Here is a 25,283-nt window from a genome sequence, read left to right as displayed (position 1 = left end):
TCCGTTGTTGCTTGGAGTTTCAGGCGGTCTTGGTCTGGCGGTCGAGCAGATAGTTCATGATCAACGCCGCGATCAGGATCAGTCCGGTCACCAGCATCTGGAAGAACGAACTCAAGCCCAGCAAGTTGAACAGGTTGCGCAGCACCGACAGCAGCAGAACGGCGATGAAGGTGCCCATCACGCCGCCCTTTCCGCCGAACAGGCTGGTGCCGCCGAGCACCACTGCGGCAATGGCATCGAGCTCGAGGCCAGTGTGGGCGTTGGGTTGGCCGATGGTGAGCCGGGCGGTGAGCAGCACCCCGGACAGCGCGGCCAGACCGCCGCAGATCACGTACGCCGCGGTGGTGATGCGCTGCACCGGCAAACCCGACAACCGGGCAGCTTTGGCATTGCTACCGACCGCGTATATGTGCTCGCCGAACGTGGTGCGGCGTAGCACCAGACCCACGACGAGAGCTGTGGCCACGAAAATCAGCCCGACGACGGGGATGCCGGCGATCGCTCCGGCACCCAGAAACCGCAGACCCACAGGGATTTCGGCGGTAGTGGGAGTGCCGTTGGTGGTCAGGAAGGTCAGCCCGCGGATGCTCTGCATCCCGGCCAAGGTCACCATGAACGCCGGCAGCGCCAGATACGAGCTCAAACCGCCCATGATGCCGCCGGCCACCAGCCCACTGAGGATCGCCAGCGCCATGGCCAACGGCCAGGCGATTCCGAATCCGATCAGGATGGCCACCAGCATTCCGGATAATGCTGCGACACTGCCCACCGAGAGGTCGATTCCGGAGGTGAGGATCACCACCGTCATCCCGATCGCCACGATGCCGGTGAGGCTGGACTGTTGCAGCAGGTTCGCCAGGTTTTGCGAGGAAAGGAACTGTGGCGCGGTGACGGCGGCCACCACGACCAGTGCCACGAAGATGAACAGTAGATTGAACCGCACGATGATGTTCTGTCGGCGCGTGCGCACCGTACCGGCCTGGGCGGATGGGGCCGGCCGGGCCGTTCCCCGCAGTAGATCAGTCATTGTCGGTTCTTCCTGTGACTACGCAGCGGGAGATCTCCGCCGCCGATGCGGTTCTCGGGTCGAACATCGCGATGTTCTTGCCCTCGTGCATGACCCAGATCTGATCGCAGTTCTGAGTTAGTTCGCTCATCTCGCTGGATGCCATCAGCACCCCCACTCCGGCTTCGGCAAGTGCCCGAACCTGTTCGAACAGATCGTCTTTCGCACCTACGTCCAAGCCCCGGGTGGGCTCGTCCAGCAACAGCAGGTCGATCCCGCGGGCCATCCACTTGGCCAGCACCACCTTCTGTTGGTTGCCGCCAGAGAGCTGACCGACGGGCTGGTCCACGCTGGAGAACTTCACGCCCAGGCGCTGCAGCGCCGGCAGACACAACCGGCCGGCGGTCTTCATCGGGTTGAGGCCGAACGGTGCCAACGCGGCGATCCCGGCGTTGCGCAGGATCGACTGCTCCAGGAACAAACCCTGGCTCTTCCGGTCCTCGGGGACCAGCCCGATCCCGGCCCGGACTGCGTCACGCGGAGTCAGCCGGGTGATGTCGGTACCGGCCAGGCTCAGGTCGAGCTCCGCGGCTCTGTCGCCGAACAACGTGGCCAGCAACGTGGAGCGGCCCGCGCCACCCAGTCCGGCCAGCCCGACAATCTGGCCACGCTCGACGGTGATGCCGGATACGTCGATCACTCCTGCGATCGCGGCGCGGCGGATGCTCAACAGCTCGGCTCCGTCCCCGTTTTGGCGGGGCCGACGGGGAGATTGGGCGCGCAGGGCGCGTCCGATCATGGCTTCAACCAGGTTGTCCTTGGTCACCGTCGGGATGTCGTACACGCCGACGGTGGCCCCGTCCCGCATGACGGTGGCTCGGTCACCGATCGCCTTCACCTCGTCGAGGCGGTGCGAAATATAGATCACGGATTTGCCCGCGGCGGTGAGTTCCCGGATGACGCGAAACACCTCGGCGAGGTCGTGATCGGTGAGCGTGGCGCTGGGCTCATCCATCACGATGATGCGGGCATCGGTGGTGAGCGCCTTGGCGATTGCGGTGAGCTGCTGATCGGAGACCGAGAGGTCGGCGACGACGTCCGACGGTACGAAGCGGCCGCCGACCCGCGCGATTGCCTCGGCCGCCAGGCGATCCCGCTCTCTGCGCGCGACGAGCGGGCCGCGCCGCGGCTCATGGCCGAGGAACAGGTTTTGCGCCACGGTCAGGTCCGGAACCAGATCGAGTTCCTGATAGATGGTGCTGATGCCGGCGCGGACTCCTCCGATGGGAGAGTTGAACGCGACCTGCTCGCCGTCGAGGGCAATCGTGCCGGAGTCCGGGGTGTAGAACCCCGACAGGATCTTCATCATCGTGCTCTTGCCGGCGCCGTTCTCGCCCAGCAGGCAGTGCACCTCGCCACGGGCGACCTCCAGGGTCGCGCCGTCACAGGCTCTGGTGCCGGGGAAGTTCTTCACGATGCCCTGCATTTGCAGCGCCGGTGTCGACCGAAGACTCCCAGGCTTTTCCGCCAGCGTGGTTTCGGCGTTGTGGCCAGGTGTCATGCCGGTGCTCCGAGCACGGTGTTGGCCGTGGGTTCGTCGGTGATCAGGACTGAGCACATGCCGCTGGTCAGGGCGCCTATGACGACCGGCACTTTGCGCGGTCCGGCCGCCACCGCGATGGCGCAGTTGGCGCCTTTGACGTCGTCGAGGCTCAAACCCACTGTGCGCCTGTCGATGTCGGGATAGGCCACGTCGCCGTTGGCGGTGATGTAGTGGGCCAGGATGTCGCCGCAGGCTCCGGCCGATTCGAGCAGACTGAGTTCGGTCGGGGTGACGGCACCGGATTCGACGAGTACTGATGTCGGACTCAGCGCGCCCAGCGAGAACAGGAGCGCGTCTGCCTGGCGGGCCCGGGACAGCACATCCTCCACGAATCCCTCGGCGTACAGCGCATCGCGGGTTTCGATCCGCTCGACGATCGCCGGCACCGGCAACAGCGTGGCCTGGCCACTGCCACTGTGGGCGATGCTGGTGACGATATTGGCGGCTTTTGTCGGATGAACGGACCGGCTGACGCCACCGTTGATCTGGATGACCTCGATCCCGCTGGTCCATCCAACCGGCAGTACCGCAGCGATCTGCTGCAGGGTGTTGCCCCAGGAAACACCCAGGGTGGTGATCCACGACGAATTCGACTTCAGGTAGTTGGCAGCCGCGGTGGCGACGTGCTCACCTGGCGGCTCGCTGGGGTCGGGGCCCGGCACCACCACGCATTCGCGGAGGTTGAACCGGCTACGCATCTTCGCCTCTAGCTCGACCCGACGTGCCTGTGGGTGAACGATCTTGATCTGGACGAGGCCCACGCCCCGGGCCTCGTCGAGCAGGCGTCCGACCTTCCACCGGGTCAAGTGGAGTTCGGATCCGATGTCTTCCTGGGTGCGGCCCTGCTCGTAATAGCACTGCGCCACATAGAGCAGCAGATCGGTATGGCTGCGGTCGGCGGTCGCGCTCATCACCGCACCACCCGGAACGGTCCACGGATCATTGCCGCAGGACCGGTGTCACCGTCAACCGTGTCACACATGATCGGGCGCAGCGCGGCAGTCAGCCTTTGATAGTCGGCAAACGTCTGCTCGTACACGGCGATTCGCTTCGGGTCCGGTTCCAGTGGCCGTACGCGCGGAGCGAACAGCTGCGAGCCCGCGCTCAGGCTGGGCACGATCTCCGAGGCGGTGGCAGCGATCACGGCGCAGGCCCGCAGCGTCAGGTTCTCGCCGATCACCAGCTCGGCCGGCCGCCCCAGCACATCGGTCGTAACCTGTTGCCACAATGTGTTTCGTTCGATTCCACCGGAGAACACCAGGCGTGTGCACGGCACACCGGATCGTTCGAACGAGTCGATGACGCTGCGGGTCCCGCAGGCGACTGCTTCGACCATCGCCCGGTACAGTTCGGCCTTCGTGGTGCCCAGGGTCAGCCCGACCACCGCTCCACGCAGCCGGACCTCGCGATGGGGTGTGCGGTTGCCCATGAAGTAGTCCAGCGCCCGCAACCCATGCGACGCCGGGTCGACGGTGGCGGCTTGGTCGATCAGCCCCGGCAGTTGGTCGCGGGGCACGCCCATGATCGATTCGCCGGTCCACTTGAGTACCGAACCGCTGCTCACCTGGCCGCCTTCGACCAGCCACTTGTTGTGTGTCAACGCGTTTGGGTACGGCCCCCACACCTCGTTGGAGGTGACCGGCGCATCCACCTCGGTGACGACGGCCGACGACGTGCCCGACACGATCGACACCAGCCCGTCAGTCCTGCCGCCGCAGGCCAGGAGGGACACGTGTGCATCGATGCCGCCCACCGCGACGACCGGCCTCTGCTCGATGCCGAGATCGGCTGCGGCGCTGTCGGTGAGGGTTCCGGCCACACTTCCTACGGAGACGATCTCGTCCGGAAGTTTTGCCGCCAGATCATCCATCCCCAGTGCGGCATACAGCTCGGTGGGGAACCGGCCGACGAGGGCGTCGTAGTTGTACTTGCAGACCGCGTTCATCTGCGATCCGACCCATCGTCCGGTCAGCCGGAAGGTGAGGTAGTCGACGGCTTCGACGATCCGCGCGGCCGCCCGGTATGCATCGGAATCATGTTTCTTGAGCCACATCGCCTTTGGCAGCAGCCACTCGGCGGCATCGGAGCCCCCCGACCAGTCGAGGATCGGGTGTTGTGGATTCAGCTGCGCGGTGCGTTCCGATTCCGCGGCAGCGCGACCGTCCATCCACAAGATCGCCGGGCGCAACGGTGTACCCGCCGCGTCGACCACCGCTACCGTCGAGGCGGTGGTCGACGCCGCTATTGATACGACCTGACCGGCTGCCCGGCACGATTCGCTGGCGAGCAACTGACGACTCGCGGCGCTGATCGCGGCCCACCAGTCCCGCGGGTCCTGCTCGGCCCAGCCTGGCCGCGGGTGGTGCGTCGAGTACGGCCGGTGCGCCGTGCCCAGTGCGGTGCCGTCCTCGGTGAAGGCGCCGACGCGGGCGCCCTCGGTACCGAGGTCGATCGTCAGGAGAATACCCATCTCTCAGTCCTTGTTGGGCAGGAACAGCACTTTGGACGAGAAGACCGACCGCTCGCCGAGTTGCTGCATCATCGTGGGCAGGTCCGCTAGCGGCAGTTCGTGCGTGATCATGAACTCCCACTTCAGTTTTCCTGCGGCCATCATCGCAGCCGAGGTGCGCCATTCGTCGCCAGGGAACGGCGCCGAGAACGAGTTCCACGATCCGTGCAGGCTGGTTTCCAGTCGCATGAACTTGTTGAAGGTGTCCTTGTCCAGCGTGACGGGTGCGTGCGGAATGCCTACGAAGACCGCATGACCATGTGGGCCGGTCAGATTCGCCGCCATGTCGGCGGTGGCAGGTACCCCGGCCGACTCCAGCACGACGTCGAAGCCTCGTCCACCGAGAGCGCGGGCTTCCTCGACGCCCTGTACCGCGTGGGTGGCACCGGCTCCCCGGGCCATCGCAGCCTTCTCCTCACTGAGATCGACGGCCACGATCTGTCCGGCCCCGTGCAGCTTCGCCCATTGCACGGCGAACAGTCCGATCGGCCCGGCGCCGATGACGAGGACCCGGTGTCCGGCTCGCAGGTTGGTCTTCCACAATCCGTGCAGGGCGATGGCGGCGGGGTCCAGCATCGCAGCGGCGCGGGGATCGATACCCGCGGGCAGCTTCAGCAGGTTGCCCACCGGGCTGACCACGTATTGCGCGTAGGCGCCGTCGGAACGGCTGCCGAAGTAGTCGTAGTTCTCGCACAGTCCGAACGCACCCTTGGCGCAGAAGTCACAGTTGCGGCAGGGGATCAGCGGCGGTACCGATACCAGTTCGCCGATCTCGAAGCCGCAGACGCCGGCACCGAGTTCGGTTACCCAGCCGGAGAATTCATGCCCACAGATGATGGGCATGACGTACCCGCCGTTGCGCAGCATCCGTGGGATGTCGGAGCCACACACTCCGCATGCGGCGACCTTGAGCAGCACCTCGCCGGGGCCCGGTTTCGGTACGGGAGCGGGTTCGACTCGGATGTCGCCGGGGGCGTACATCACCGCCGCGGTCATCGTCGTGGGTGGGGGCGGCGCGACCGACCGACTCACCGGGGCAGTGGCCTCCGTTGTCATTGAGCTTGTCTCCTTGTATGTCTTGGCTATTTGCCGGCGGCGAAGGTGGATTCGCCTTCCAGGGTCGGCGCGTTGGACTTGTTCACCAGACTCGTTCCCGCGTCGACGAATTCGGGCACCGACTCACCTCGGGCGACCTTGACCGCGGTCTGGATCGCCAGCTTGCCTTCGGAGTCGGGATCGTTGAGTGCGGTGGCGACGTACTGGTCGCCGTTGGCAATGACCCGTACCGCCTCCATCAAGCCGTCCACTCCGAATACCTTGACGTCGGCGCGGTGGTTCTCGGTGAGCACCTGCAGGGCGCCCAGCGCCATGTCGTCGTTCTGGGCGTAGACGGCCTTCAGATCAGGGTTGGCCTGCAGCAGATCCTGCATGGCCGTGACCGCCTTCGACCTGGTGTAGTCGCAGTAGGGCCCGTCCACGACAGTGATGGCAGGCTGGGCCGACACCCCGGCGAGGAATCCGTCCCGGCGATCGCGGGCCACCGCACCGCCCGCGTCACCCTGAATCTGGATGATCTTGCCGCCGGTCGGCCCGAGCGTCTCGGCGGCCGCCCTACCGACCAGCTCACCCATGGCCTTGTTGTCACGTCCGACGAACGATGCGGCACCCTTTTCGACAGGACGGTCGACGGTGATCACCTTGATGCCGGCGGCCTGTGCGGCGGCCAAGGATGGCGTGACGCCTTTCGGGTCGACCGGGTTGATCACCAGCACGTTCACCCCGCGGGTGATCAAATCTTGGACGTCGTTGTTCTGCTTGGTGACATCGCCGTTGGCGTCGGCGTGGAAGAATTCGTTCCCCTGCGCCTGGACCTCGGCCTTGGCGGCATCGGTGAGCGCGACGTAGAACGGGCTCTGCTGGGTGGCCTGGCTGAAGCCGATCTTCACCGGCCCGTCGGTCACCGTCGTCACGCTCTCGGTGGTGTTGTCACCCGGCACCGAACATGCCGCGACGACTGCCATAACCGCCGCGGCCCCGAGCGCCATCTTCGAAGCTCTGGTGAATCTCACTGTTCCTCCTCGCTATGCGCCTCGGGAAAAGGGGGGCGACGCATGACGGCCATCACGTTAGGAACGGACCTGTGAGCGAGTCAACATATGCGCATAACTTTGCTCATATGAGCAGAACAGGGTCCCGCCAGCCTGGTCAGTGCAAAGCCGCTGGCCCTGCAGCCCATCGGTGTCACGCCGATACTGGACGCATGGCGGAACCCGGCGAGACCACACTCGACCCGATCGGCGCGGTTCAGCGCACTCCCATAGGCCGTGAGGCCACCGAGCCGATGCGCGAGGACATCCGGCTGCTCGGCACCATTCTCGGTGACACCGTGCGTGAGCAGAACGGCCCGGAGGTCTTCGACCTGGTGGAGCGGGCGCGAGTGGAATCCTTCCGGGTCCGTCGCTCAGAGATCGACCGGGCCGAGCTGGCCGCCTTGTTCTCCGGCATCGATGTCCATCAGGCCATCCCCGTGATCCGGGCGTTCACCCACTTCGCACTGCTGGCCAATGTGGCCGAGGACATCCATCGGGAGCGGCGCCGGGCGGTGCATGAAGCGGCCGGCGAACCGCCGCAGGACAGCAGCTTGGCTGCGACGTATCTCAAGTTGGACGCGGCGGGTTTGGACGGCAACGGCGTCGCCGACGCACTGTCGGGAGCCCTGGTCGCACCCGTCATCACCGCGCATCCCACCGAGACGCGGCGCCGCACCGTGTTCGACACCCAGCATCGGGTGACGGAGCTGATGAGGCTGCGGCTGCACGGGCAGACCCGTACCGCCGAGGGTCGCGACATCGACATCGAGTTGCGCCGCCACATCCTCACGTTGTGGCAGACCGCCCTCGTGCGGTTGTCCCGGCTGAAGATCTCCGACGAGATCGAAACCGGCCTGCGGTACTACCCAGCGGCGTTCTTCGAAGTGATACCCCAGGTGAATGCCGAGGTGCGGACCGCCTTGCGGGCCCGATGGCCCGAGGTGGACCTGCTGCAACAGCCGATCCTGCGGCCGGGCAGCTGGATCGGCGGGGATCGCGACGGAAACCCCAACGTCGACGCCGGCGTGGTCCGGCTGGCCACCGGACGAGCCGCACACGTCGCTTTCGCGCACTACTTCACCGAGATGACCGCGTTGGAAGAAGAGCTGTCGATGTCGGCCCGGCTGGTCACGGTCAGCGACGAGCTCACCGCGCTGGCCGATGCCTGTCACGAGCCGGCGCGTGCGGACGAGCCGTACCGGCGGGCACTGCGAGTCATCCACGCCCGGTTGACCGCCACCGGCCGCGAAATCCTCGACGAGCAACCAGAACACGAACTCGACCTGGGCCTCGAACCCTATCGGGCGCCGGGGGAATTCCTGGCCGACCTCGATGTGGTGGACGCCTCTCTGCGCGGTAACGGCAGTGTGGTGGTGGCCGACGATCGGCTGGCCCGGCTACGGGAAGCGGTGCGGGTGTTCGGTTTTCATCTGTGCGGGTTGGACATGCGGCAGAACTCCGAGGTGCATGAGCAGGTGGTCGCCGAGCTGTTGGCCTGGGCCGGAGTGCATTCCGACTACGCATCGTTGCCCGAGCCGCAGCGGGTGGAACTGCTAGCGCGCGAGATCTCGACCCGCCGCCCGTTGACCGGTGAGGGTGCGGAGTTGTCGGAGCTGGCCCGCAAGGAACTCGACATCGTGCGTGCCGCAGCGCGGGCGGTCAGCGTCTTCGGTGCCCAGGCCGTACCCAACTACATCATCTCGATGTGCCAGTCGGTGTCCGATCTACTCGAAGCGGCGATCCTGTTGAAAGAGGCCGGCTTGCTAGATGTTTCGGGTGCGGCGCACGGGGCGGTATACGCGCCCGTCGGGATCGTGCCGCTGTTCGAAACCATCGAGGATCTGCATCAGGGTGCAGCGGTCTTGGAAGCGGCGCTCGACCTTCCGGTGTATCGGAGCATCGTCACCGCGCGTGGACACCAGCAGGAAGTGATGTTGGGTTACTCGGACTCCAACAAGGACGGCGGCTACCTGGCGGCGAACTGGGCGCTGTACCGGGCCGAGTTGGACCTCGTCGAGGCCGCGCGCACAACCGGGATTCGGTTGCGGCTGTTCCACGGCCGCGGTGGCACCGTGGGCCGTGGCGGCGGCCCCAGCTATGACGCGATCCTGGCGCAGCCGCCCGGCGCGGTGAAGGGCTCGTTGCGGATCACCGAGCAGGGCGAGGTGATCGCCGCCAAGTACGCCGAGCCGCGGATCGCGCACCGCAACCTGGAGACGCTGGTGGCCGCGACACTGGAATCCACGCTGCTCGATGTCGAGGGTCTGGGTGACGAAGCCGAGCCCGCGTATCAGGTGCTCGATGAGCTGGCCGCCCTGGCGCAGCGGTCCTATGCCGAACTGGTTCACGAGACACCGGGATTCGTCGAGTACTTCAAGGCGTCGACACCGGTCAGCGAGATCGGTGCGCTCAACATCGGCAGCCGGCCCAGCTCCCGCAAGCCCACCACGTCGATAGCCGATCTGCGGGCCATCCCATGGGTGCTGGCCTGGAGTCAGTCCCGGGTGATGCTTCCCGGTTGGTACGGCACCGGCACGGCGTTCGAGCGGTGGATCGGCGAGGACGAGGCCCGGGTCGCGGTACTGCAGGACCTTTACGAGCGTTGGCCGTTCTTCCGCACCGTGCTCTCGAACATGGCACAGGTGCTGGCCAAGTCCGATATGGGCCTGGCGGCACGGTATTCCGAGTTGGTCGACGACGCGGAACTGCGGGCCAGGGTGTTCGACAAGATCGTCGCCGAGCACGATCGCACCATCGCCATGTACAAACTCATCACCGGCCAGGACGACCTGCTGGCCGACAACCCGGCGTTGGCGCGCTCGGTGTTCAACCGGTTCCCGTACCTCGAACCGTTGAATCACCTCCAGGTCGAGCTGCTGCGCCGGTATCGCGCCGGAGATGCCGATGAACTGGTCCAGCGCGGAATCCTGCTTACCATGAGCGGTTTGGCGACAGCGCTCCGCAACAGCGGTTAACCCACCAGGATGTCAGCCAGTCTCAGGGACATCCTGGCTCGGCGGTCGGCGTAACCGCGTGCTGCACGCTGAATTTCGGCGGTCTGCTCGGTTCTGATGTGTTGGTAGCGGCGCAGGGCCGGGCCGAAGCCGTCTTCCGGCGCGGTGGCGATCTGTGCGGCCAACTCGGCGGCGTCCTGGATGGCCTGATTGGCGCCCTGACCGCCGAACGGGGTCATGGGGTGCGCTGCGTCCCCGAGTAGCGCTATACGTGCGCTGGTCCAGAGGTCGATGGGATCTCGGTCGTAGACGGGGTGCATGTACACCGGGCCGGTTGCGGCGCGCAGCAACCGCCCGACGGCCGGGTCGAATTCGTCGAACTGGCAAGCCAGCGACTCCAGATCGGCTCGCGCAGACCACAGATGCAGCGGTGGCTCATCGACGCCGAGAGTGGCATCGACAGCAACCTGTCGGCCGGCCCGCACCGGCATGGAGATGACGTGTTTGGCATAGTCCGCCGAATGCCAGGAGCGGAGCCGATCGTTGGGGAGGCCGAGACAGTCGGCCGGACTCACGGCTCGGAAGATCACCGATCCGCAGTAGTGAATGTCGTTGCTGCTGAACATCTTTCGCACCGTCGAGCGCAGGCCGTCGGCCGCAATCACCAAGCCTGCCCGCACTACCTCGCCGCTGGAGAAGGTGAGCTGGACATGGTCATCTCGCTCGGTGATGTCGGCGAGCTCATGACGAAGCCGTACCTGGTCGGATCCGACGGCCGAGACCAAAAGGCTGTGTAGATCGGCGCGGTGCACGGTACGGGGCGCGACGTCGGCATCGGCATAACCGAACCGGCCGTGCTCGGCGCCTTGCCGGGGCGGGGCCGAGTAATCGGTAATCGTCTCCAGGCGGCCGAGTTGATCCAGGTTCTCGAAGTATCGGGTGGCAGAGGAGATTCCGGTAAAGGCGTCGAGGATGCCCCACTGAGAGAACAACCGCAGGGTCTGTGGTGAGATGCCCAGCGGGCCGCCGACTTCGCCGAGCTCGCGGGTCTTGTCGAACACGACGGGGCGGTGGCCGTGGCGCTGCAGGGCGACGGCGGCCGACAGCCCGCCGAGGCCGGCGCCGACGATGGCGATATCCATGGTGTGCCTTTCAGGTTCAGGGGATACGGGCCAAGGCTTCGGCGTCCAGGTAGACACCGGAGAGCACGTCGGGCCGATAGCTGATGACGGTGCGGACATTGCACAGAGGCAGCCACAGGCCGCCGGCGATGATTCGACGCTGGATGTCGTTTACCAGCTCACCGCGCCGGCCACCGTCGGCGCAGACCAGGTGGGCGTCGAGCAGTCTGTCCAGGTCGTCGGGTTGGTTACGACGGTTCATGTTTCGCGCGTTGACGGCGAACTGGAACCGCAGCAGATCGGGGTCACGGCCGGTGAAATAGAAGAAGCGGAAGTCGTAGTCCCCGGATTGCTGACGGTCGCGCAATTCGGCGAAGTCGACGTCGGCGAGGATGAGGTCGATGCCGTAACGCTTCCATTGGGCGGCGACGGCGGTGAGGATGGCGGTGTCGATGGGGGAGAACGTGCTGTTGAACACCACTTCGAAGGAAAGTCGCGGTACCCCTGCGGCGGCGAGGAGCCGACACCCGGTCTCCGGGTCATAGGCAAGGTCGGTTGAGCAGTCCAGGTACCCGTCGGTCGTCGGAGTGAGCACTGACGACGCGACGCTGTATCCGTGGGCGTCCAGGATCGGCGTCAACGCGGGTCGATCGATCAGCAGTGATAGGGCACGCCGGATCGCCGGATCCGCCAGCGGACCGCGGCAAGCATTGGGGCACAACCCGTAACTGATGCCTGGATTGTGGATATCGGCCACGGCGCTGCCCTCGTCGGTCCCGGCGTAGAGGTCTCCTGTGACGGCTTTGCGAAACGCCATTCGGCGGGTGTTGTCGGTCAGGCCTTCGCCCGTCGGTACCCACCGCCCGGTGCCCAGCCCCACGGGGCTTCTGATTGCGAGGTTCACGCCGGCCAGGGACCGGAGAAAGGCCGCATTGTGTTGTGCGAAATGGAATGTCACGGTGTCGGTTGCGCTGTCGACGCGGTCGAGCCCGGTCAGCATCGTGGCCGCGGCGGGCGGCGGTGAAACATGTTTGAGGGTGCCGATGTCGGAGAAGCTCCGGGCGACCGCCTGCGATGTGAGCGGTGTGCCATCAGAAAAGCACCTGTCGGTCCGGATCGCCATGTCGAGGGTGAGCGGGTCGCGGTACCGCCACGAGGTGGCCAGCCATGGCCGGAGTTCTCCCGTGCCCGCATCGATATCGAGCAGGCTCTCATAGACCTGCCGGCAGTACGTTTTCGACATGGTGTTGTACGCCAGTCTCGGATCGTCGGTGAGCTGGTCAGTCGGCCAGGCGAAGGTGAGGTGGCGCTTCATCGTGGCGACACCAATCGCGTTGTCTTCCAGGCTGAACGGGCCGCGACAGTCGCGACGACTCCGATCAGCGTTATCGCTGCCGCGGCTCCGCCGGGCAGATGGGTGCCCAGGCCGTCGATCATCGTCGCTCCGGCCGCCACCCCGATCGCGGCGCCCAAGGCCCGAAGATAGTGATACAGGCTGGAATCGAACGCGATCTGGGTGGAATTGGTCAGCACGATACTGGCCAGCGAACTCCACAGGAAACCCATCGCGGCGCCCATCAGCGCGGCACTGATCAGCGGCAGCTGCGTGGGCAGGCTGAGCCCGGCCACGATCAGAAATACCGAGCCGACGCATATCAGGCGAGTGCTTTTCCGATTGTCACCGGGCCTGCCGAATCTGAGCACGGGGATCAGCCCGGCCAAGAACGCCATCGGCAGCAGGAACAGTGCGGCGGTATAGGAACTCAGTCCTCGTAGCTGTTGCAGGACAAACACGGTCGAGAGCGTGAAAATGTTTGTCGCCACACCCGCGACGAATACCACCACCAGACTTTTCGCCACCACCGGGGACTGGGACTGCCTGCGCAGGACGATCACGGCTACTCCGAGCAGCGTCGCCAACGCGAGCAAGGCAACCTTGACCTGCAACGCACCAGACCAACCGATCGTCAGGAAGATCGCCAATTGCGCTGTGGCCAAACCCACGACGGGTAGCGCTTCCCGGGTCGCGGAGGCGCCGGGGTCTGCGTCACCACGGCGCATCGGCGCCAGGCCGAGCAGCACCATCGCCACCACCGTGGTGACGGTGGTCTCGTACGGAAATGAGCGCCAGCCCCACAGATCGTTGAGCACTGCGGTGATCAGCGGTGAGCACAGCGCAGATGCCGAGACCACCAGGCCCCACGCGCCCAGCACGGCCGAATGATGGTCTGGATAGAACTGTGCCCGGATGATGCGGAAAATCTGGGGCGCGAGCACGGCCGAGGCGATGCCCTGTGAAAAGCGCAACGCGATGAGGACCCAGAACTCGGGGCTGAGGCCGGCGGCGAGACCGAGCAGGGCCAGCGCCGCCGAACCGGTGAAGAAGGCAGAAGTAGGGCTCCACCGGTGCGACAGCAGGCCGGCAGGCAGCAGCGCCAGACAGAATCCGGCCAAGAACGCCACGCCGATGTACGCGGCCTGAGAGAACGGGATGTCGAAATATGCGGCGACCGCGGAGTTCAGCAGGACCGCCGACGATGAGTTCGAGTAGAGGGTGTATTCGGTCAGGTAGAGCGACGCCGCAACGGCGCAAAGGGACGGCTTCATGACGCCTCGAAGCAGATAGCAGGAACGAATGGGCAGCGAGAGCTAACCCGAGATCCTCTTCAGCGGCGCCAACCGAGCTCGGTTCCAGATCGAGGACAGCGCAGCATGCGCGTCCGCTCGATCAAATCCGGCTCCCATGGCGTCCACTGTAACCGAGGCGCCGGCCGGGCCCGCCTTACAGGCCCGCGCTCCTGCGCAACCGGTTGACCATGCCGCGTACCGCGCTCTCGGTGGCGGCCAGCGGTGACATCACCGCTTCGCCGATCCCGACGATGATCTCGACGCGGTCCACGATCGACTCCAGCCGGTCGACCATGCTGATGAGGCGGGGCGCGAGCTCGTCGATACGGGTGATGGTCTCGTTGAAACGGTCAAGGGTGACATCGAGGCCGCCGGTCGATTTGTTGAGGTCGACGAGCGTGGTGCTCAGGTCGGTGAGCAGGGTATCGACCTGTTCCACCGTCATGTCGGCGTTGAGCGCAGCCTGCGTCAAGGTCCGGATTCTCTGCCGCCCGGAGTTCGGGCGGGCGCGGCCGTCACCTTTGTCTGCCATGCCGAACAGTATGGCCGGTTGGGAACCGAACGGGGCCGAACCGCGTCTGAATCTTTGTGCGGCATTACTGCGAATCCCGGGCCCGGTCGGTCGCTGCGGCGGCCCGGGCCACGCCCAACCACGAGGTGGCCGACTATCTGGCCGGCTACGCCGAGGCGTTGGCAGACACCGCGAGCGAGCGGCACGGTGGTGCCCCGGACGATTAGTCGCCCGGCCGGCTCAGAGCTTGCCGGCGGCGGCCTCGTCGAGCAGCCACACGGTCTTCTCCTGCCCGATGGCCCCGGCGGCCGGGACGTCGACCGGATCGGCACCACCGATCGCGGCCGCGACCGCATCGGCCTTCGCCTCGCCGGAGACCACCAGCCAGACCTCGCGAGATTGCCGAATCGCGGGCAGGGTGAGGCTGATTCGGCGCGGCGGTGGCTTGGGGGAGTCGGTGACGGCGACCACCAACCGGGTGGCCTCGCGCACCGCCGGGGTGTCGGGGAACAACGAATTGATGTGTCCCTCGCCGCCCATGCCCAGCAGGTGCACGTCGAACTGCGCGGGCAGTTGCTCTGCGTATGCGGCAGCGGCATCGTCGATGGCGTCACCGAATTCGCCGTCGCTGGTCGCCATTCGGTGCACGTTGGCCGGAGGAATGTTGACGCCCTCGAGCAGCGCGTCGTAGGCCTGCTGGTCGTTGCGTTCGGCGTCGCCCTGGGGCACGAAACGGTCGTCCCCCCAGTACAGCCGCACGTTCGACCATTCGATCTCGGCGCCGGCCACGTGACGCAGCATGGCGATCCCGACGGTGCCGCCGGTCAGCACGATGTCCGCCGCGCCGCGGGCGGCTATCGCCGACGTGATCGCCCCGACCAGCCGTGCACCCGCCGCGGCGGCCAATTCCTCTGCGCCGGCGTAGGTCTCGATGATGCGTTCAGACATAACTCACCTTGTCGATGCCCGTGAGGGCGTCGTAGTAGATCTCGTCGGGGTCGAGCCGGCGCAGATCCTCGGCCAGGCACTCCTTTGCCTCGCGGCGGGCCAGCGGCACCAGCGCATCCGGCTTACCGGTGCGGCTCAGTGTCGCGGTGACACCGGTCTGTGGACGAACCAGGGTGACGGTCTCGCTGGGCCGGGTGAGTTCGACCTTCAACTCGCCGACGGCGCGGGTCACCGGTCCGTCGATCCGGTTGGCCAGCCATCCGGCCAGGATGTCGAGCGCCGGCTCGTCGCGCAGCCCGGATACCAGTGCCGAGGTGATGGGCTCGTGCGGCGGCTGGTCGATCGCGGCAGCCAGCAACGCGCGCCAGTAGGTGACGCGACTCCAGGCCAGGTCGGTGTCACCGGCGGTATAGCCGTTGAGGCGGCTCTTGATGCACGCCAGGGGGTCGGTGCCGTTGGTGGCATCGGTGATCCGGCGAATCGCCAACTTGCCCAGCGGGTCCTGAGCCGGTATGGCGGGTGCCAGATCGGGCCACCAGGTCACCACCGGCGTGTCCGGAAGCAGGAACGGCGTCACCACGCTGCTGGCATGGTTGGCCAGCGGGCCCGACAACCGCAGCACCACGACCTCGTTGGCGCCGGCGTCACGGCCCACCCGCAACTGGGCGTCCAGCCGCGGCTCGGTGGTCAACCGGTCGCCGGGAATGACCACGATCACGCGGCAGGGATGCTCACGGCTGGCCGCGTTGGCCGCATCGATCGACTCCTCGAGCATCGCTTCGGAGTCGGTGGAGATCACCAGCGTGAGCACCCGGCCGAGGGTGATCGCGCCGCCCTCTTCACGCATCGCGACGATCTTCTTGTTGATCGCGCCGGTATTGGTGTCGGGCAGATCGACTATCACGGCCGCCTCCATTCCCGCCCGGACCGGCGCAGCATCTCGAACGCCGAGTCGGGGCCCCAGGTTCCGGCCTCGTACGGATCGGGCTTACCGTGCGTGGCCCAGTATTCCAAGGCGGGATCCAGGATCTTCCAAGACAATTCGACCTCGGCGTTGACCGGGAACAGCGATGGCTCGCCCAGCAGCACATCGAGGATCAGGCGTTCGTAGGCCTCCGGTGACTCCTCGGCGAAGGCCGAGCCGTAGGAGAAATCCATGCTGACATCGCGGACTTCCATGATGTGGCCGGGAACCTTCGACCCGAACCGCAGCGTGATGCCCTCGTCCGGTTGGACCCGGATCACCAGTGCGTTCTGGCCGAGCTCATCGGTCATCGTGGCGTCGAAGGGCAGATGCGGTGCGCGCTTGAACAACAGGGCGATCTCGGTGACCCTGCGGCCCAAGCGTTTTCCGGTCCGCAGGTAGAACGGGACACCTGCCCAGCGGCGGGTGTCCACGTCCAGTGTGATGGCTGCGAAGGTCTCGGTGGTCGAAGTCTTCGAGAAACCTTCTTCGTCCAGCAGCCCGACCACCTTCTCGCCGCCCTGCCAGCCGCCGACGTACTGGCCGCGGGAGGTCGTCTCGTCCAGCGGCTCGGCGAGCCGGGTCGCCGAGAGCACCTTGATCTTCTCGGCCTGCAGTTCGGCGGGGGAGAAGCTGACCGGCTCTTCCATCGCCGTCAGGGCCAGCAACTGCAGCAGGTGGTTCTGGATGACGTCGCGCGCCGCGCCGACACCGTCGTAGTACCCACCGCGTCCGCCGAGTCCGATGTCCTCGGCCATCGTGATCTGCACGCTGTCCACGTAATGCGAGTTCAGCACCGGCTCGAACATCTCGTTGGCGAACCGCAGCGCCAGGATGTTCTGGACCGTCTCCTTGCCCAGGTAGTGATCGATGCGGAACACCGATGACTCCGGGAAGACACTGTTGACGACACCGTTGAGCTCCTCGGCGCTCTTGAGGTCGTGGCCGAACGGCTTCTCGATGACCACCCGGCTCCAACTGCCCTCCGGCTTGTCCGCGAGCCCGGATCGGGACAGTTGCTCGCACACCTGGGGAAACGATTTCGGCGGGATGGACAGGTAGAAGGCATGGTTGCCACTGGTTCCGCGCTCGACATCGAGCTTGTGCAAGGTGTCCTTGAGGTGCTCGAACGAGGCGTCATCGTCGAAAGTGCCCTGCACGAACCGGAATCCCTCGGCCAGGCGGTCCCAGACCTCCTGGCGGAACGGCGTGCGGGCGTGCTGCTTGACCGCGTCGTAGACGATCTTGCCGAAATCCTCGTCCGCCCAGTCACGGCGGGCGAAGCCGACCAGCGCGAAGCTGGGCGGCAGCAGGCCGCGGTTGGCCAGGTCGTAGATGGCCGGCATCAGCTTCTTGCGGGCCAGGTCACCGGTCACACCGAAGATGACCACCGCACACGGCCCCGCGATGCGGGGCATGCGCTTGTCGCGCTTGTCCCGCAGCGGGTTACGCCAGGCGGTCTCCGGCCTGTCGTTGGCCGGACTCATTTCTTCGCGGCGTCGAGTTGGCCCTGTGTCGCGTCGAGCAGTTCCTGCCACGACTTTTCGAACTTCTCCACGCCCTCGTCTTCGAGCACCTTGAACACATCGACGAGGTCGATCCCGATGGCGCTGAGTTTGTCGAAGGTCTCCTGTGATGCCGCGGCGGTCCCGCTGATGGTGTTGCCGGTGATCTCGCCGTGATCGGCAACCGCCTCCAACGTCTTCTCCGGCAGCGTGTTCACCGTGTGCGGTGCGACCAACTCGGTGACGTACATCGTGTCGGAGTAGTCCGGGTTCTTGACGCCGGTCGACGCCCACAGCACGCGTTGCACGCGGGCGCCGTCGCCCTTGAGCGCGGCGAAGCGATCGGCACCGAAGACTTCCTCGTACGCCGCGTAGGCCAGGCGGGAGTTGGCCACCCCGGCCTTGCCGCGCAGTGCCAAAGCCTCATCCGAGCCGATCTTCTCCAACCGCTTGTCGATCTCGGTGTCCACTCGGGAGACGAAGAACGAGGCGACCGAGTGGATCTTGGACAGGTCGTGTCCGGCTTCCTTGGCGGCCTCCAGGCCGGCCAGGTAGGCATCCATCACCGCCCGGTGCCGCTCCACCGAGAAGATCAGCGTGACGTTGACCGAGATGCCCTCGGCGATCACCGCGGTGATCGCGGGCAGCCCCGCCAGCGTCGCGGGAATCTTGATCAACAGGTTGGGCCGGTCGACGATCTTCCACAACTCGATGGCCTGCAGGATCGTCTTGTCGGTGTCATGGGCCAGCCGCGGGTCGACCTCGATCGACACCCGGCCGTCGACGCCGTCAGAGGCCTCGTACTGCTTGGCAAGCACATCGCAGGCGTTGCGGACGTCGTCGGTGGTGACGGTGCGGATGGTGGCGTCGACGTCGGCGCCCCGTTCGGCCAGTTCTTTGACCTGGGCGTCGTAGGCGGTGCCCTTCGACAGTGCCGCCTGGAAGATCGACGGGTTGGTGGTCACCCCGACAACGCTGCGGGTGTCGATCAACTGCTGCAGGTTGCCGGTCTGCAGCCGCTCCCGCGACAGATCGTCGAGCCAGACTGATACACCCGCGGCACTCAGCGCCGCGAGATTCGGGTTCTGAGTCATGATTCGCCTTCTCCTGCTAGTCGACGGTTAGTTGTCACGACCGCGGTGCGGTCAATTGTCCAGGGATCGTTCCGCCGCGGCCGCCACGGCCTCGGGCGTGAAACCGAACTCACGGAACAGCGTCTTGTCGTCAGCCGAGGCGCCGTAGTGCTCGATCGAAACGATCTCGCCGGTGTCCCCGACCAGCTTGTACCAACTCTGCGCCACCGCGGCCTCCACCGCCACCCGGGCCGAAACCGCCGGCGGCAGCACCGAATCGCGATATTCCTGAGGCTGCGATTCGAACCACTCGACGCACGGCATCGACACCACGCTGGCGTTGATGTCCTTGTCCGCCAACAGCTTCTGGGCTGCGACGGCCAACTGGACTTCGGAGCCGGTGGCGATGATCACCACGTCGGGGTTTTCTTCCGGAGTGCCGCCCAGCACGTAACCGCCGCGGGCCACGCCCTCGGCGCTGGTGCCTTCGAGCACCGGAACGCCCTGGCGGGTCAGGATCAATCCGACCGGGCCGGTGCTGGCGGTGCGCTCCAGGATGGTCTTCCACGCGTAGGCCGTCTCGTTCGGGTCGCCGGGGCGCACCACCGACAGGTTCGGGATCGCCCGCAGAGCTGCCAGGTGCTCGATCGGCTGGTGCGTCGGGCCGTCCTCGCCGAGGCCGATCGAATCGTGCGTCCAGACGTAGATCGGGTCGATGTTCATCAACGACGCCAACCGCACGGCCGGCCGCATGTAATCCGAGAACTGGAGGAAAGTTCCGCCGTACGGCCGGGTCGGGCCGTGCAGCACGATGCCGGAGAGAATCGCGCCCATCGCATGCTCGCGGATGCCGAAGTGCAGGGTGCGGCCGTACCAGGTCGCATTCCAGTCCTCGGTTGAGATCGACGGCGGCCCAAAGGAGTTCGCGCCCTTGATCGTGGTGTTGTTGCTGCCGGCGAGGTCAGCCGAACCGCCCCACAGCTCGGGCAGCGTCTGGCCAACGGCGGCCAGCACGGCACCGGAGGCGGCGCGGGTGGCCACCGGCTTGGAATCGACGTCCCAGTGCGGCAGGTCGGCGTCCCAGCCCTCGGGAAGTTCCTTGGCCTGCAGCCGGTCCAGCAGCGCCTTGCGCTCGGGCTCGCGCTTGGCCCAGGCGTCGAAGGTCACCTGCCACTCGTCGTGCGCCTTCTTGCCGCGGGCCACCAATTCACGGGTGTGCGTGATGACGTCGTCGCGCACCTCGAAGTTCTTGTCCGGATCGAAGCCGAGCACCTTCTTGGTGGCCGCCACCTCGTCGGCGCCCAGCGCCGAGCCGTGCACCCCACCGGTGTTCATCTTGTTCGGGGCCGGGTAGCCGATGATCGTGCGCAGCGCGATGAACGACGGCTTGTCGGTGACCTTCTTGGCTTCCGCGATCGCCGCTTCGATTCCGGCGACGTTCTCGCCGCCCTCGACTTCCTGAACGTGCCAGCCGTAGGCGCGGTAGCGCGCGGGCACATCCTCGCTCAGCGCGATGTCGGTGTTGTGCTCGATGGAGATCTTGTTGTCGTCCCAGAACACGATGAGGTTGCCGAGCTGCTGGGTGCCGGCCAGCGATGAGGCTTCGCTGGTGACGCCTTCCTCCATGTCGCCGTCAGAGGCCACCACGTAGATGTAGTGGTCGAACGGGCTTTCTCCCGGAGCGGTGTCGGGGTCGAACAGTCCGCGCTCGTAGCGGGCGGCCATTGCCATGCCGACGGCCGACGCCAGGCCCTGGCCGAGCGGACCGGTGGTGATCTCCACACCCTTGGTGTGGTGGTACTCGGGATGCCCCGGCGTGAGCGATCCCCACGTGCGCAGTGCTTCGATATCGGCCAGCTCCAAACCGAACCCGCCGAGGTAGAGCTGCAGGTACAGGGTCAGGCTGGAATGTCCGCAGGACAGCACGAAGCGGTCGCGGCCGATCCACTCGGTGTCGCTGGGATCGTGGCGCAGTTGCCGCTGGAAGAGCGTGTAGGCGAGGGGAGCCAGGCTCATCGCGGTTCCCGGGTGGCCGTTGCCGACCTTCTGCACCGCGTCAGCCGCGAGCACCCGGACGGTGTCGACGGCCACGCTGTCGAGCTCGGTCCAGTCGTCTGGGTGGTTGGGCTGGGTGAGAGCGGTGATCTCTTCGGCGGTGGTCACTAAGCTCACTTCCTCGTCTTCTATCTGCTGGCACGTGCACGCAGTTGCCATGCTGCTACGACAAACACCCTAGTGGGGCGGAGTCATCCGATGCAGACTGGTTCTCACACCGATATCCGGTCGTTTACCCGTAGTTGCCCCGGAACAGACCCTGCGGTGTCGAGGCATTCAGGCGGCGGTCTACCATCGTGTGTAGTAGAAGCCGCGTGACGCCACCCGAGGAGTTATTTGCGTGAGCATTCGCGAGCGCCGGCTCATCAATGGGGCGCCGAGCCGAATACGATCCACGTTCCTGTCGTATTTGGCGTTGACCAAGCCGCGCGTGATCGAGTTGTTGCTGGTCACCACCATTCCGGCGATGTTGTTCGCAGACCGCGGCACGATTGACCCGCTGCTGATCCTCAACACCCTGATCGGCGGTGGGCTCGCCGCGGCCGGCGCCAACACACTCAACTGCGTGGCTGACGCCGACATCGACAAGGTGATGAAGCGGACCGCCCGCCGCCCGCTGGCCAAGGCCTCCGTGCCGACCCGGCATGCACTGATCTTCGGGCTCGTACTCTCCGTCACGTCGTTCTGCTGGCTGTGGTGGACCTCGAATCTGCTGTCCGGGTTGCTGGCGGTGGCCACGATCGCGTTCTACGTGTTCGTCTACACGTTGCTGCTCAAGCGCCGCACCTCGCAGAACGTCGTGTGGGGCGGCGCGGCCGGTTGCATGCCGGTGATGATCGGCTGGTCCGCAGTGACGGGCACCATCGGTTGGCAGGCGCTGGTGATGTTCCTGATCATCTTCTTCTGGACACCGCCGCATACCTGGGCGCTGGCGATGCGCTACAAGGACGACTACAAGGCCGCCGGCGTGCCCATGCTGCCCGCCGTGGCCACCGAGCGCGAGGTCACCCGCCAGATCCTGATCTACACCTGGCTGACGGTGCTCACCACGCTGGTGCTGGCGCTGGCCACCGGATGGCTCTACGGCGCGGTGGCGCTGCTGGCCGGTGCGTGGTTCCTGGTGATGGCACACCAGCTGTACTCCGGGGTCAAGCGTGGTGAGCCGGTGAAGCCACTGCGGTTGTTCCTGCAGTCGAACAACTACCTGGCCGTGGTGTTCTGTGCGCTGGCCATCGACTCGGCACTCGCGCTGCCGACGATCTTCGGCCACTAGACACCGTCGGTTCTGCGGTCCCACCACTCGCACGCCGCTGTTGTGGCAGCGTTGTGCCCATGACCAAGTTGGTGAGTCCTGACAACTTCGCGCGAGCCGAATCCGACCTGTATTTCGCCAATATCGTCAACGACGGCGGCTTCGGGCAGTTCTTCCACAACCGTGAGATGAGCTCGATCGATCATCAGATCGTGATCCGGCAGAACCGCGACACCCTGTATTCGGCGGCGGTTTTCGATTTGGACGCCGGGCCCGTGACCATCACGCTGCCCGAGAATGCGGGCCGGTTCATGTCGCTGCAGATCATCAGCGAGGACCACTACACCACCAACGTCGCCTACGCGCCGGGCGAGCTGACTTTCAGCCGCGACTCCGTCGACACGCGCTATGCGGCAGCGGCGATCCGGATCTTGGCCGATCCGAACGATCCCGCGGACTTGGCCGCCGTCCGGGCATTGCAGGACACGATCGGCGTCTCGCAGGACGACGCGCCGGGGTTGTTCGAGATCCCGCAGTGGGATCCGGTCAGTCAGAAGACCGTTCGGGAGGCACTGATCACCCTGTCGACGACCCTGGCCGACACCAAATCGATGTTCGGCCCCAAGTACGCGGTGGACCCGGTGCGTCACCTGATCGGCTCGGCGTTCGCCTGGGGCGGCAACCCGGAGCGCGACGCGCTGTATCTCACGGTGGTGCCACCCCGTAACGACGGGGCCACGGTGCACCGGTTGACCGTGAAGGACGTCCCGGTGGACGGATTCTGGTCGATCACGGTGTACAACCAGGACGGGTACTTCACCCCGAATCCGCAGAACGCGTACTCGCTGAACAACATCACCGCGGTCAAAGACGCCGACGGTGCCACCACGGTGCAGTTCGGCGGCAGCAGCGACGACGCGGCCAACGTGTTGCCGATCACCGAGGGCTGGAACTATCTGGTGCGGCTGTACCGGCCCAGGCCCGAGATCCTTGACGGCTCCTGGACGTTTCCGGCCGCCGAGCCGGTTTAGGCGATCGCCGAGTGTGACGCTGGCGTCGTCGGAAGGCGGAGATTACGACACCTGCGTCACATTCGGCGCAATCGCCGGCTAGGGCACCAGCACGATCGAGCCGACGGTCTTGCGGCCCTGCAGGTCGGTGTGCGCCTGGGCCGCCTCGGCCAGCGGATAACGGCCGCCGACGGTGATGGTGATGGACCCGTCGGCGATCGCGTTGATCAATTCCCCGGCACGCCAGGAGAATTCATCCGGGGTGCGGGTGTGGTGGGCCAGTGTCGGCCGGGTCAGGAAGACCGAGCCCGCAGCGTTGAGCCGTTGCGGATCCACCGGCGGCACCGGCCCGCTGGCCGCACCGAAGAGGGCCAAGGTGCCCCGCACCGCCAGGCTGGCCAGGCTGGCGTCGAACGTCGAGGCGCCGACTCCGTCATACACGGCGGCCACGCCAGACCCACCGGTGAGATCGCGGATCTTGTCCCCGAATTCGACCGGATCCTCGGGATAGTCGAGCACCTCTATGGCACCGGCCTGCCGCGACAGCTCGGCCTTTTCCGGTGTCGAAGCGGTGGTGATCACCCGGGTGCCGATGCTGGTGGCCCATTGGGTGAGGATCAGGCCGACACCACCGGCCCCGGCATGCACCAGCACGGTGTCGCTGGGTTGCACGGCGTACGTGGACTTGATCAGGTAGTGCGCGGTCATGCCTTTGAGCAGAGCTGAAGCGACCGCGTCCGGAGCCACACCGTCGGGCACATAGGCGACGAAATCGGCTGGGGCGACGCAATAGTCGGCATAGGCGCCGGTCGCGTTCGCCGTCACCACCCGGTCGCCGACAGCGAGCGCTGCCACGTCGTCGCCGACGGCGGCTACGGTGCCGCACACCTCGGAGCCGACGACGAACGGCACGTCACGGGGATACAGGCCGGACCGGAAGTAGGTGTCGATGAAGTTGACGCCGATGGCCTCGGCCTTGATCAGCACCTCGCCAGGGCCCGGGGCGGGCTCGGGTCGCTCGACGTAGCTCAGGACTTCGGGTCCGCCGGTCTCGGCAACTTCGATGGCATACACGCCATCCATCATCCACACCTATCATCGCGGGGGTGAAGCTTGCCCGTCCGGATGTGTTCCATCCGCGCATCGTGTTGGCCGGATGCGCGGCATCGCCTGAGGATGACGGTGACGACGCCGGCCTGGTCACCGCGTTGCGCAACCGCGGGCTGCACGCCCGCTGGCTGGCCTGGGACGACCCGGAAACGCTCGACGCGGACCTGGTGATCCTGCGGGCCACGTGGGACTACCCTGAGCGCCTCGACGAGTTCCTGGCCTGGACGCGATCGGTGCCGCACCTGATCAACTCGGCACAGATCGTGCAGTGGAACACCGGCAAGCACTACCTCGACGATCTGGCACGGCTGGGTGTTCCGGTGGTGCCGACGGGATATTTCGCGGTCGGCGAGCGAGTCATCGTGCCCGACGGGGAAGTGGTGGTGAAGCCCGCGGTGGGGGCCAGCTCGGCAAGGGCACAGCGGTTCGTGGACGCATCGGCGGCGCTGGCCCACGCGGCGGCCCTGCATGCTGGGGGGCGCGCGGTGTTGGTGCAGCCCTACGATCCGCGGATAGCCGACGGCGAAACCGCTCTGGTGTTCCTGGGCGGCGAGCAGTCCCACGCCTTCACGAAGGGGCCGATCCTGCCCCCGGCCGGCCAGTCACCCGAGTTCGAGGAGACCGGCACCTACGCGCACGAGTCGCTGTCGCCCGCGGATCCCGATGACGAGGTCTGGGAGGTGGGTCGCCAAGCGATCGACGCGGTGGTCCGGTTGCTCGATCTCACGCCCGAGGAGCTGGTGCACGCCCGGGTCGACGTGATCGGCGGCCCGGAAGATCCTCGTCTACTCGAGTTGGACCTGGTCGAGCCGAGATTCGGTTTCCGGCAGTTGGATCGGGCCGTCCGCGAGGATGCCGAGCGGCGGTTCGCCGTCGCAGTCGAGGGTGCACTGGAGCGGTTCGGGCTGGGCCCGTTGTCGCACCGGGGATTCTGACCGACTGGC

Annotated in this window: 21 protein-coding genes; 5 read left to right on the top strand and 16 right to left on the bottom strand. The window is 66.2% G+C overall.

Annotation, left to right across the window (positions count from 1 at the left end; genetic code table 11):
• Positions 1-19 precede the first annotated feature (19 nt).
• The 6 genes from K6L26_RS18005 to K6L26_RS17980 are packed head-to-tail and all read right to left on the bottom strand — an operon-like array spanning position 20 to position 7,187.
• Entirely contained in the window at positions 20-1,027 is a 1,008-nt protein-coding gene (locus K6L26_RS18005; RefSeq protein ID WP_221851027.1) for an ABC transporter permease, read from the bottom strand.
• Positions 1,020-2,567, bottom strand: a complete 1,548-nt coding sequence (locus K6L26_RS18000; protein ID WP_221851025.1) for a sugar ABC transporter ATP-binding protein — start codon at positions 2,565-2,567, stop codon at positions 1,020-1,022. Before K6L26_RS18000 ends, K6L26_RS18005 begins: the two co-directional genes overlap by 8 nt.
• On the bottom strand, positions 2,564-3,520 hold the full coding sequence (locus K6L26_RS17995; RefSeq protein WP_036389810.1) for a sugar-binding transcriptional regulator: 957 nt from the start codon (positions 3,518-3,520) through the stop codon (positions 2,564-2,566). Before K6L26_RS17995 ends, K6L26_RS18000 begins: the two co-directional genes overlap by 4 nt.
• Positions 3,520-5,079 carry an FGGY-family carbohydrate kinase gene (locus K6L26_RS17990; protein WP_221851023.1) on the bottom strand — a complete coding sequence of 520 codons (1,560 nt, stop codon included), beginning with the start codon at positions 5,077-5,079 and terminating at the stop codon, positions 3,520-3,522. The genes K6L26_RS17995 and K6L26_RS17990 overlap by 1 nt, the downstream gene beginning before the upstream one ends.
• A 3-nt stretch (positions 5,080-5,082) precedes the next feature.
• Positions 5,083-6,174: a galactitol-1-phosphate 5-dehydrogenase gene (locus tag K6L26_RS17985; RefSeq protein ID WP_221851021.1), complete on the bottom strand. Its 1,092-nt coding sequence runs from the start codon at positions 6,172-6,174 to the stop codon at positions 5,083-5,085.
• Between the two features lie 26 nt (positions 6,175-6,200).
• Entirely contained in the window at positions 6,201-7,187 is a 987-nt protein-coding gene (locus K6L26_RS17980) for a substrate-binding domain-containing protein (protein WP_245008610.1), read from the bottom strand.
• A gap of 191 nt (positions 7,188-7,378) precedes the next feature.
• On the opposite strand from K6L26_RS17980, the gene ppc reads away from it, so the two are divergent.
• On the top strand, positions 7,379-10,183 hold the full coding sequence (ppc, locus tag K6L26_RS17975) for a phosphoenolpyruvate carboxylase (protein WP_221851019.1): 2,805 nt from the start codon (positions 7,379-7,381) through the stop codon (positions 10,181-10,183).
• Here the strand turns inward: ppc and K6L26_RS17970 are convergent.
• The 4 genes from K6L26_RS17970 to K6L26_RS17955 all read right to left on the bottom strand — a co-directional run bounded on the left by K6L26_RS17970 (position 10,180) and on the right by K6L26_RS17955 (position 14,443).
• Positions 10,180-11,304, bottom strand: a complete 1,125-nt coding sequence (locus K6L26_RS17970; protein ID WP_221851018.1) for an FAD-dependent monooxygenase — start codon at positions 11,302-11,304, stop codon at positions 10,180-10,182. The genes ppc and K6L26_RS17970 overlap by 4 nt on opposite strands.
• A gap of 16 nt (positions 11,305-11,320) precedes the next feature.
• The gene (locus tag K6L26_RS17965; RefSeq protein WP_221851016.1) at positions 11,321-12,598 is read right to left on the bottom strand and encodes an ABC transporter substrate-binding protein; all 1,278 of its coding nucleotides are present in this window, start codon (positions 12,596-12,598) and stop codon (positions 11,321-11,323) included.
• Positions 12,595-13,890, bottom strand: coding sequence for an MFS transporter (locus K6L26_RS17960; RefSeq protein WP_221851014.1), 1,296 nt, complete (start codon positions 13,888-13,890; stop codon positions 12,595-12,597). The genes K6L26_RS17965 and K6L26_RS17960 overlap by 4 nt, the downstream gene beginning before the upstream one ends.
• A gap of 175 nt (positions 13,891-14,065) precedes the next feature.
• Positions 14,066-14,443 (bottom strand): hypothetical protein, encoded by a 378-nt coding sequence (locus K6L26_RS17955; protein ID WP_019344687.1) that lies wholly within the window; start codon positions 14,441-14,443, stop codon positions 14,066-14,068.
• A 56-nt stretch (positions 14,444-14,499) separates the two neighbouring features.
• On the opposite strand from K6L26_RS17955, the gene K6L26_RS17950 reads away from it, so the two are divergent.
• Complete coding sequence (locus K6L26_RS17950) at positions 14,500-14,649, top strand: hypothetical protein (protein ID WP_019344688.1); 150 nt, start codon at positions 14,500-14,502, stop codon at positions 14,647-14,649.
• 13 nt (positions 14,650-14,662) lie between these two features.
• Here the strand turns inward: K6L26_RS17950 and pgl are convergent, their stop codons facing one another.
• The 5 genes from pgl to tkt are packed head-to-tail and all read right to left on the bottom strand — an operon-like array spanning position 14,663 to position 21,075.
• On the bottom strand, positions 14,663-15,370 hold the full coding sequence (pgl, locus tag K6L26_RS17945; RefSeq protein WP_036387647.1) for a 6-phosphogluconolactonase: 708 nt from the start codon (positions 15,368-15,370) through the stop codon (positions 14,663-14,665).
• Positions 15,363-16,274, bottom strand: a complete 912-nt coding sequence (opcA, locus tag K6L26_RS17940) for a glucose-6-phosphate dehydrogenase assembly protein OpcA (RefSeq protein ID WP_221851012.1) — start codon at positions 16,272-16,274, stop codon at positions 15,363-15,365. Before opcA ends, pgl begins: the two co-directional genes overlap by 8 nt.
• Positions 16,271-17,821, bottom strand: a complete 1,551-nt coding sequence (gene zwf, locus K6L26_RS17935; protein ID WP_019344691.1) for a glucose-6-phosphate dehydrogenase — start codon at positions 17,819-17,821, stop codon at positions 16,271-16,273. The genes opcA and zwf overlap by 4 nt, the downstream gene beginning before the upstream one ends.
• Positions 17,818-18,933, bottom strand: coding sequence for a transaldolase (gene tal / locus K6L26_RS17930; RefSeq protein WP_064894001.1), 1,116 nt, complete (start codon positions 18,931-18,933; stop codon positions 17,818-17,820). The genes zwf and tal overlap by 4 nt, the downstream gene beginning before the upstream one ends.
• A 51-nt stretch (positions 18,934-18,984) precedes the next feature.
• On the bottom strand, positions 18,985-21,075 hold the full coding sequence (tkt, locus tag K6L26_RS17925; protein ID WP_019344693.1) for a transketolase: 2,091 nt from the start codon (positions 21,073-21,075) through the stop codon (positions 18,985-18,987).
• 232 nt (positions 21,076-21,307) lie between these two features.
• Here tkt and K6L26_RS17920 point away from each other — a divergent pair, with 232 nt between their 5' ends.
• The gene (locus K6L26_RS17920) at positions 21,308-22,240 is read left to right on the top strand and encodes a heme o synthase (RefSeq protein ID WP_036387641.1); all 933 of its coding nucleotides are present in this window, start codon (positions 21,308-21,310) and stop codon (positions 22,238-22,240) included.
• 71 nt (positions 22,241-22,311) lie between these two features.
• Positions 22,312-23,250 carry a DUF1214 domain-containing protein gene (locus tag K6L26_RS17915; RefSeq protein WP_174551599.1) on the top strand — a complete coding sequence of 313 codons (939 nt, stop codon included), beginning with the start codon at positions 22,312-22,314 and terminating at the stop codon, positions 23,248-23,250.
• A gap of 78 nt (positions 23,251-23,328) precedes the next feature.
• On the opposite strand, the gene K6L26_RS17910 is transcribed toward K6L26_RS17915, so the two are convergent.
• Positions 23,329-24,303: a quinone oxidoreductase family protein gene (locus K6L26_RS17910; RefSeq protein ID WP_064894012.1), complete on the bottom strand. Its 975-nt coding sequence runs from the start codon at positions 24,301-24,303 to the stop codon at positions 23,329-23,331.
• A gap of 32 nt (positions 24,304-24,335) precedes the next feature.
• Between K6L26_RS17910 and K6L26_RS17905 the strand changes: the two genes are divergently transcribed.
• A complete protein-coding gene (locus tag K6L26_RS17905; RefSeq protein ID WP_221851010.1) occupies positions 24,336-25,274 on the top strand; it encodes an ATP-grasp domain-containing protein in 939 nt (312 codons plus the stop codon).
• Positions 25,275-25,283 lie beyond the last annotated feature (9 nt).

Source organism: Mycobacterium farcinogenes (assembly GCF_019739075.1).
Lineage (GTDB): Bacteria > Actinomycetota > Actinomycetes > Mycobacteriales > Mycobacteriaceae > Mycobacterium > Mycobacterium senegalense.
The sequence above is the reverse complement of the archived record's forward strand: the minus strand, read 5'-3'. Positions and strand labels throughout refer to the sequence as shown.

Coding starts and splice junctions, on each gene's coding strand:
- K6L26_RS18005 (WP_221851027.1), bottom strand. CDS start 1,027: ATGACTGATCTACTGCGGGGAACGGCCCGGCCGGCCCCATCCGCCCAG.
- K6L26_RS18000 (WP_221851025.1), bottom strand. CDS start 2,567: ATGACACCTGGCCACAACGCCGAAACCACGCTGGCGGAAAAGCCTGGG.
- K6L26_RS17995 (WP_036389810.1), bottom strand. CDS start 3,520: ATGAGCGCGACCGCCGACCGCAGCCATACCGATCTGCTGCTCTATGTG.
- K6L26_RS17990 (WP_221851023.1), bottom strand. CDS start 5,079: ATGGGTATTCTCCTGACGATCGACCTCGGTACCGAGGGCGCCCGCGTC.
- K6L26_RS17985 (WP_221851021.1), bottom strand. CDS start 6,174: ATGACAACGGAGGCCACTGCCCCGGTGAGTCGGTCGGTCGCGCCGCCC.
- ppc (WP_221851019.1), top strand. CDS start 7,379: ATGGCGGAACCCGGCGAGACCACACTCGACCCGATCGGCGCGGTTCAG.
- K6L26_RS17970 (WP_221851018.1), bottom strand. CDS start 11,304: ATGGATATCGCCATCGTCGGCGCCGGCCTCGGCGGGCTGTCGGCCGCC.
- K6L26_RS17965 (WP_221851016.1), bottom strand. CDS start 12,598: ATGAAGCGCCACCTCACCTTCGCCTGGCCGACTGACCAGCTCACCGAC.
- K6L26_RS17960 (WP_221851014.1), bottom strand. CDS start 13,890: ATGAAGCCGTCCCTTTGCGCCGTTGCGGCGTCGCTCTACCTGACCGAA.
- K6L26_RS17955 (WP_019344687.1), bottom strand. CDS start 14,443: ATGGCAGACAAAGGTGACGGCCGCGCCCGCCCGAACTCCGGGCGGCAG.
- pgl (WP_036387647.1), bottom strand. CDS start 15,370: ATGTCTGAACGCATCATCGAGACCTACGCCGGCGCAGAGGAATTGGCC.
- zwf (WP_019344691.1), bottom strand. CDS start 17,821: ATGAGTCCGGCCAACGACAGGCCGGAGACCGCCTGGCGTAACCCGCTG.
- tal (WP_064894001.1), bottom strand. CDS start 18,933: ATGACTCAGAACCCGAATCTCGCGGCGCTGAGTGCCGCGGGTGTATCA.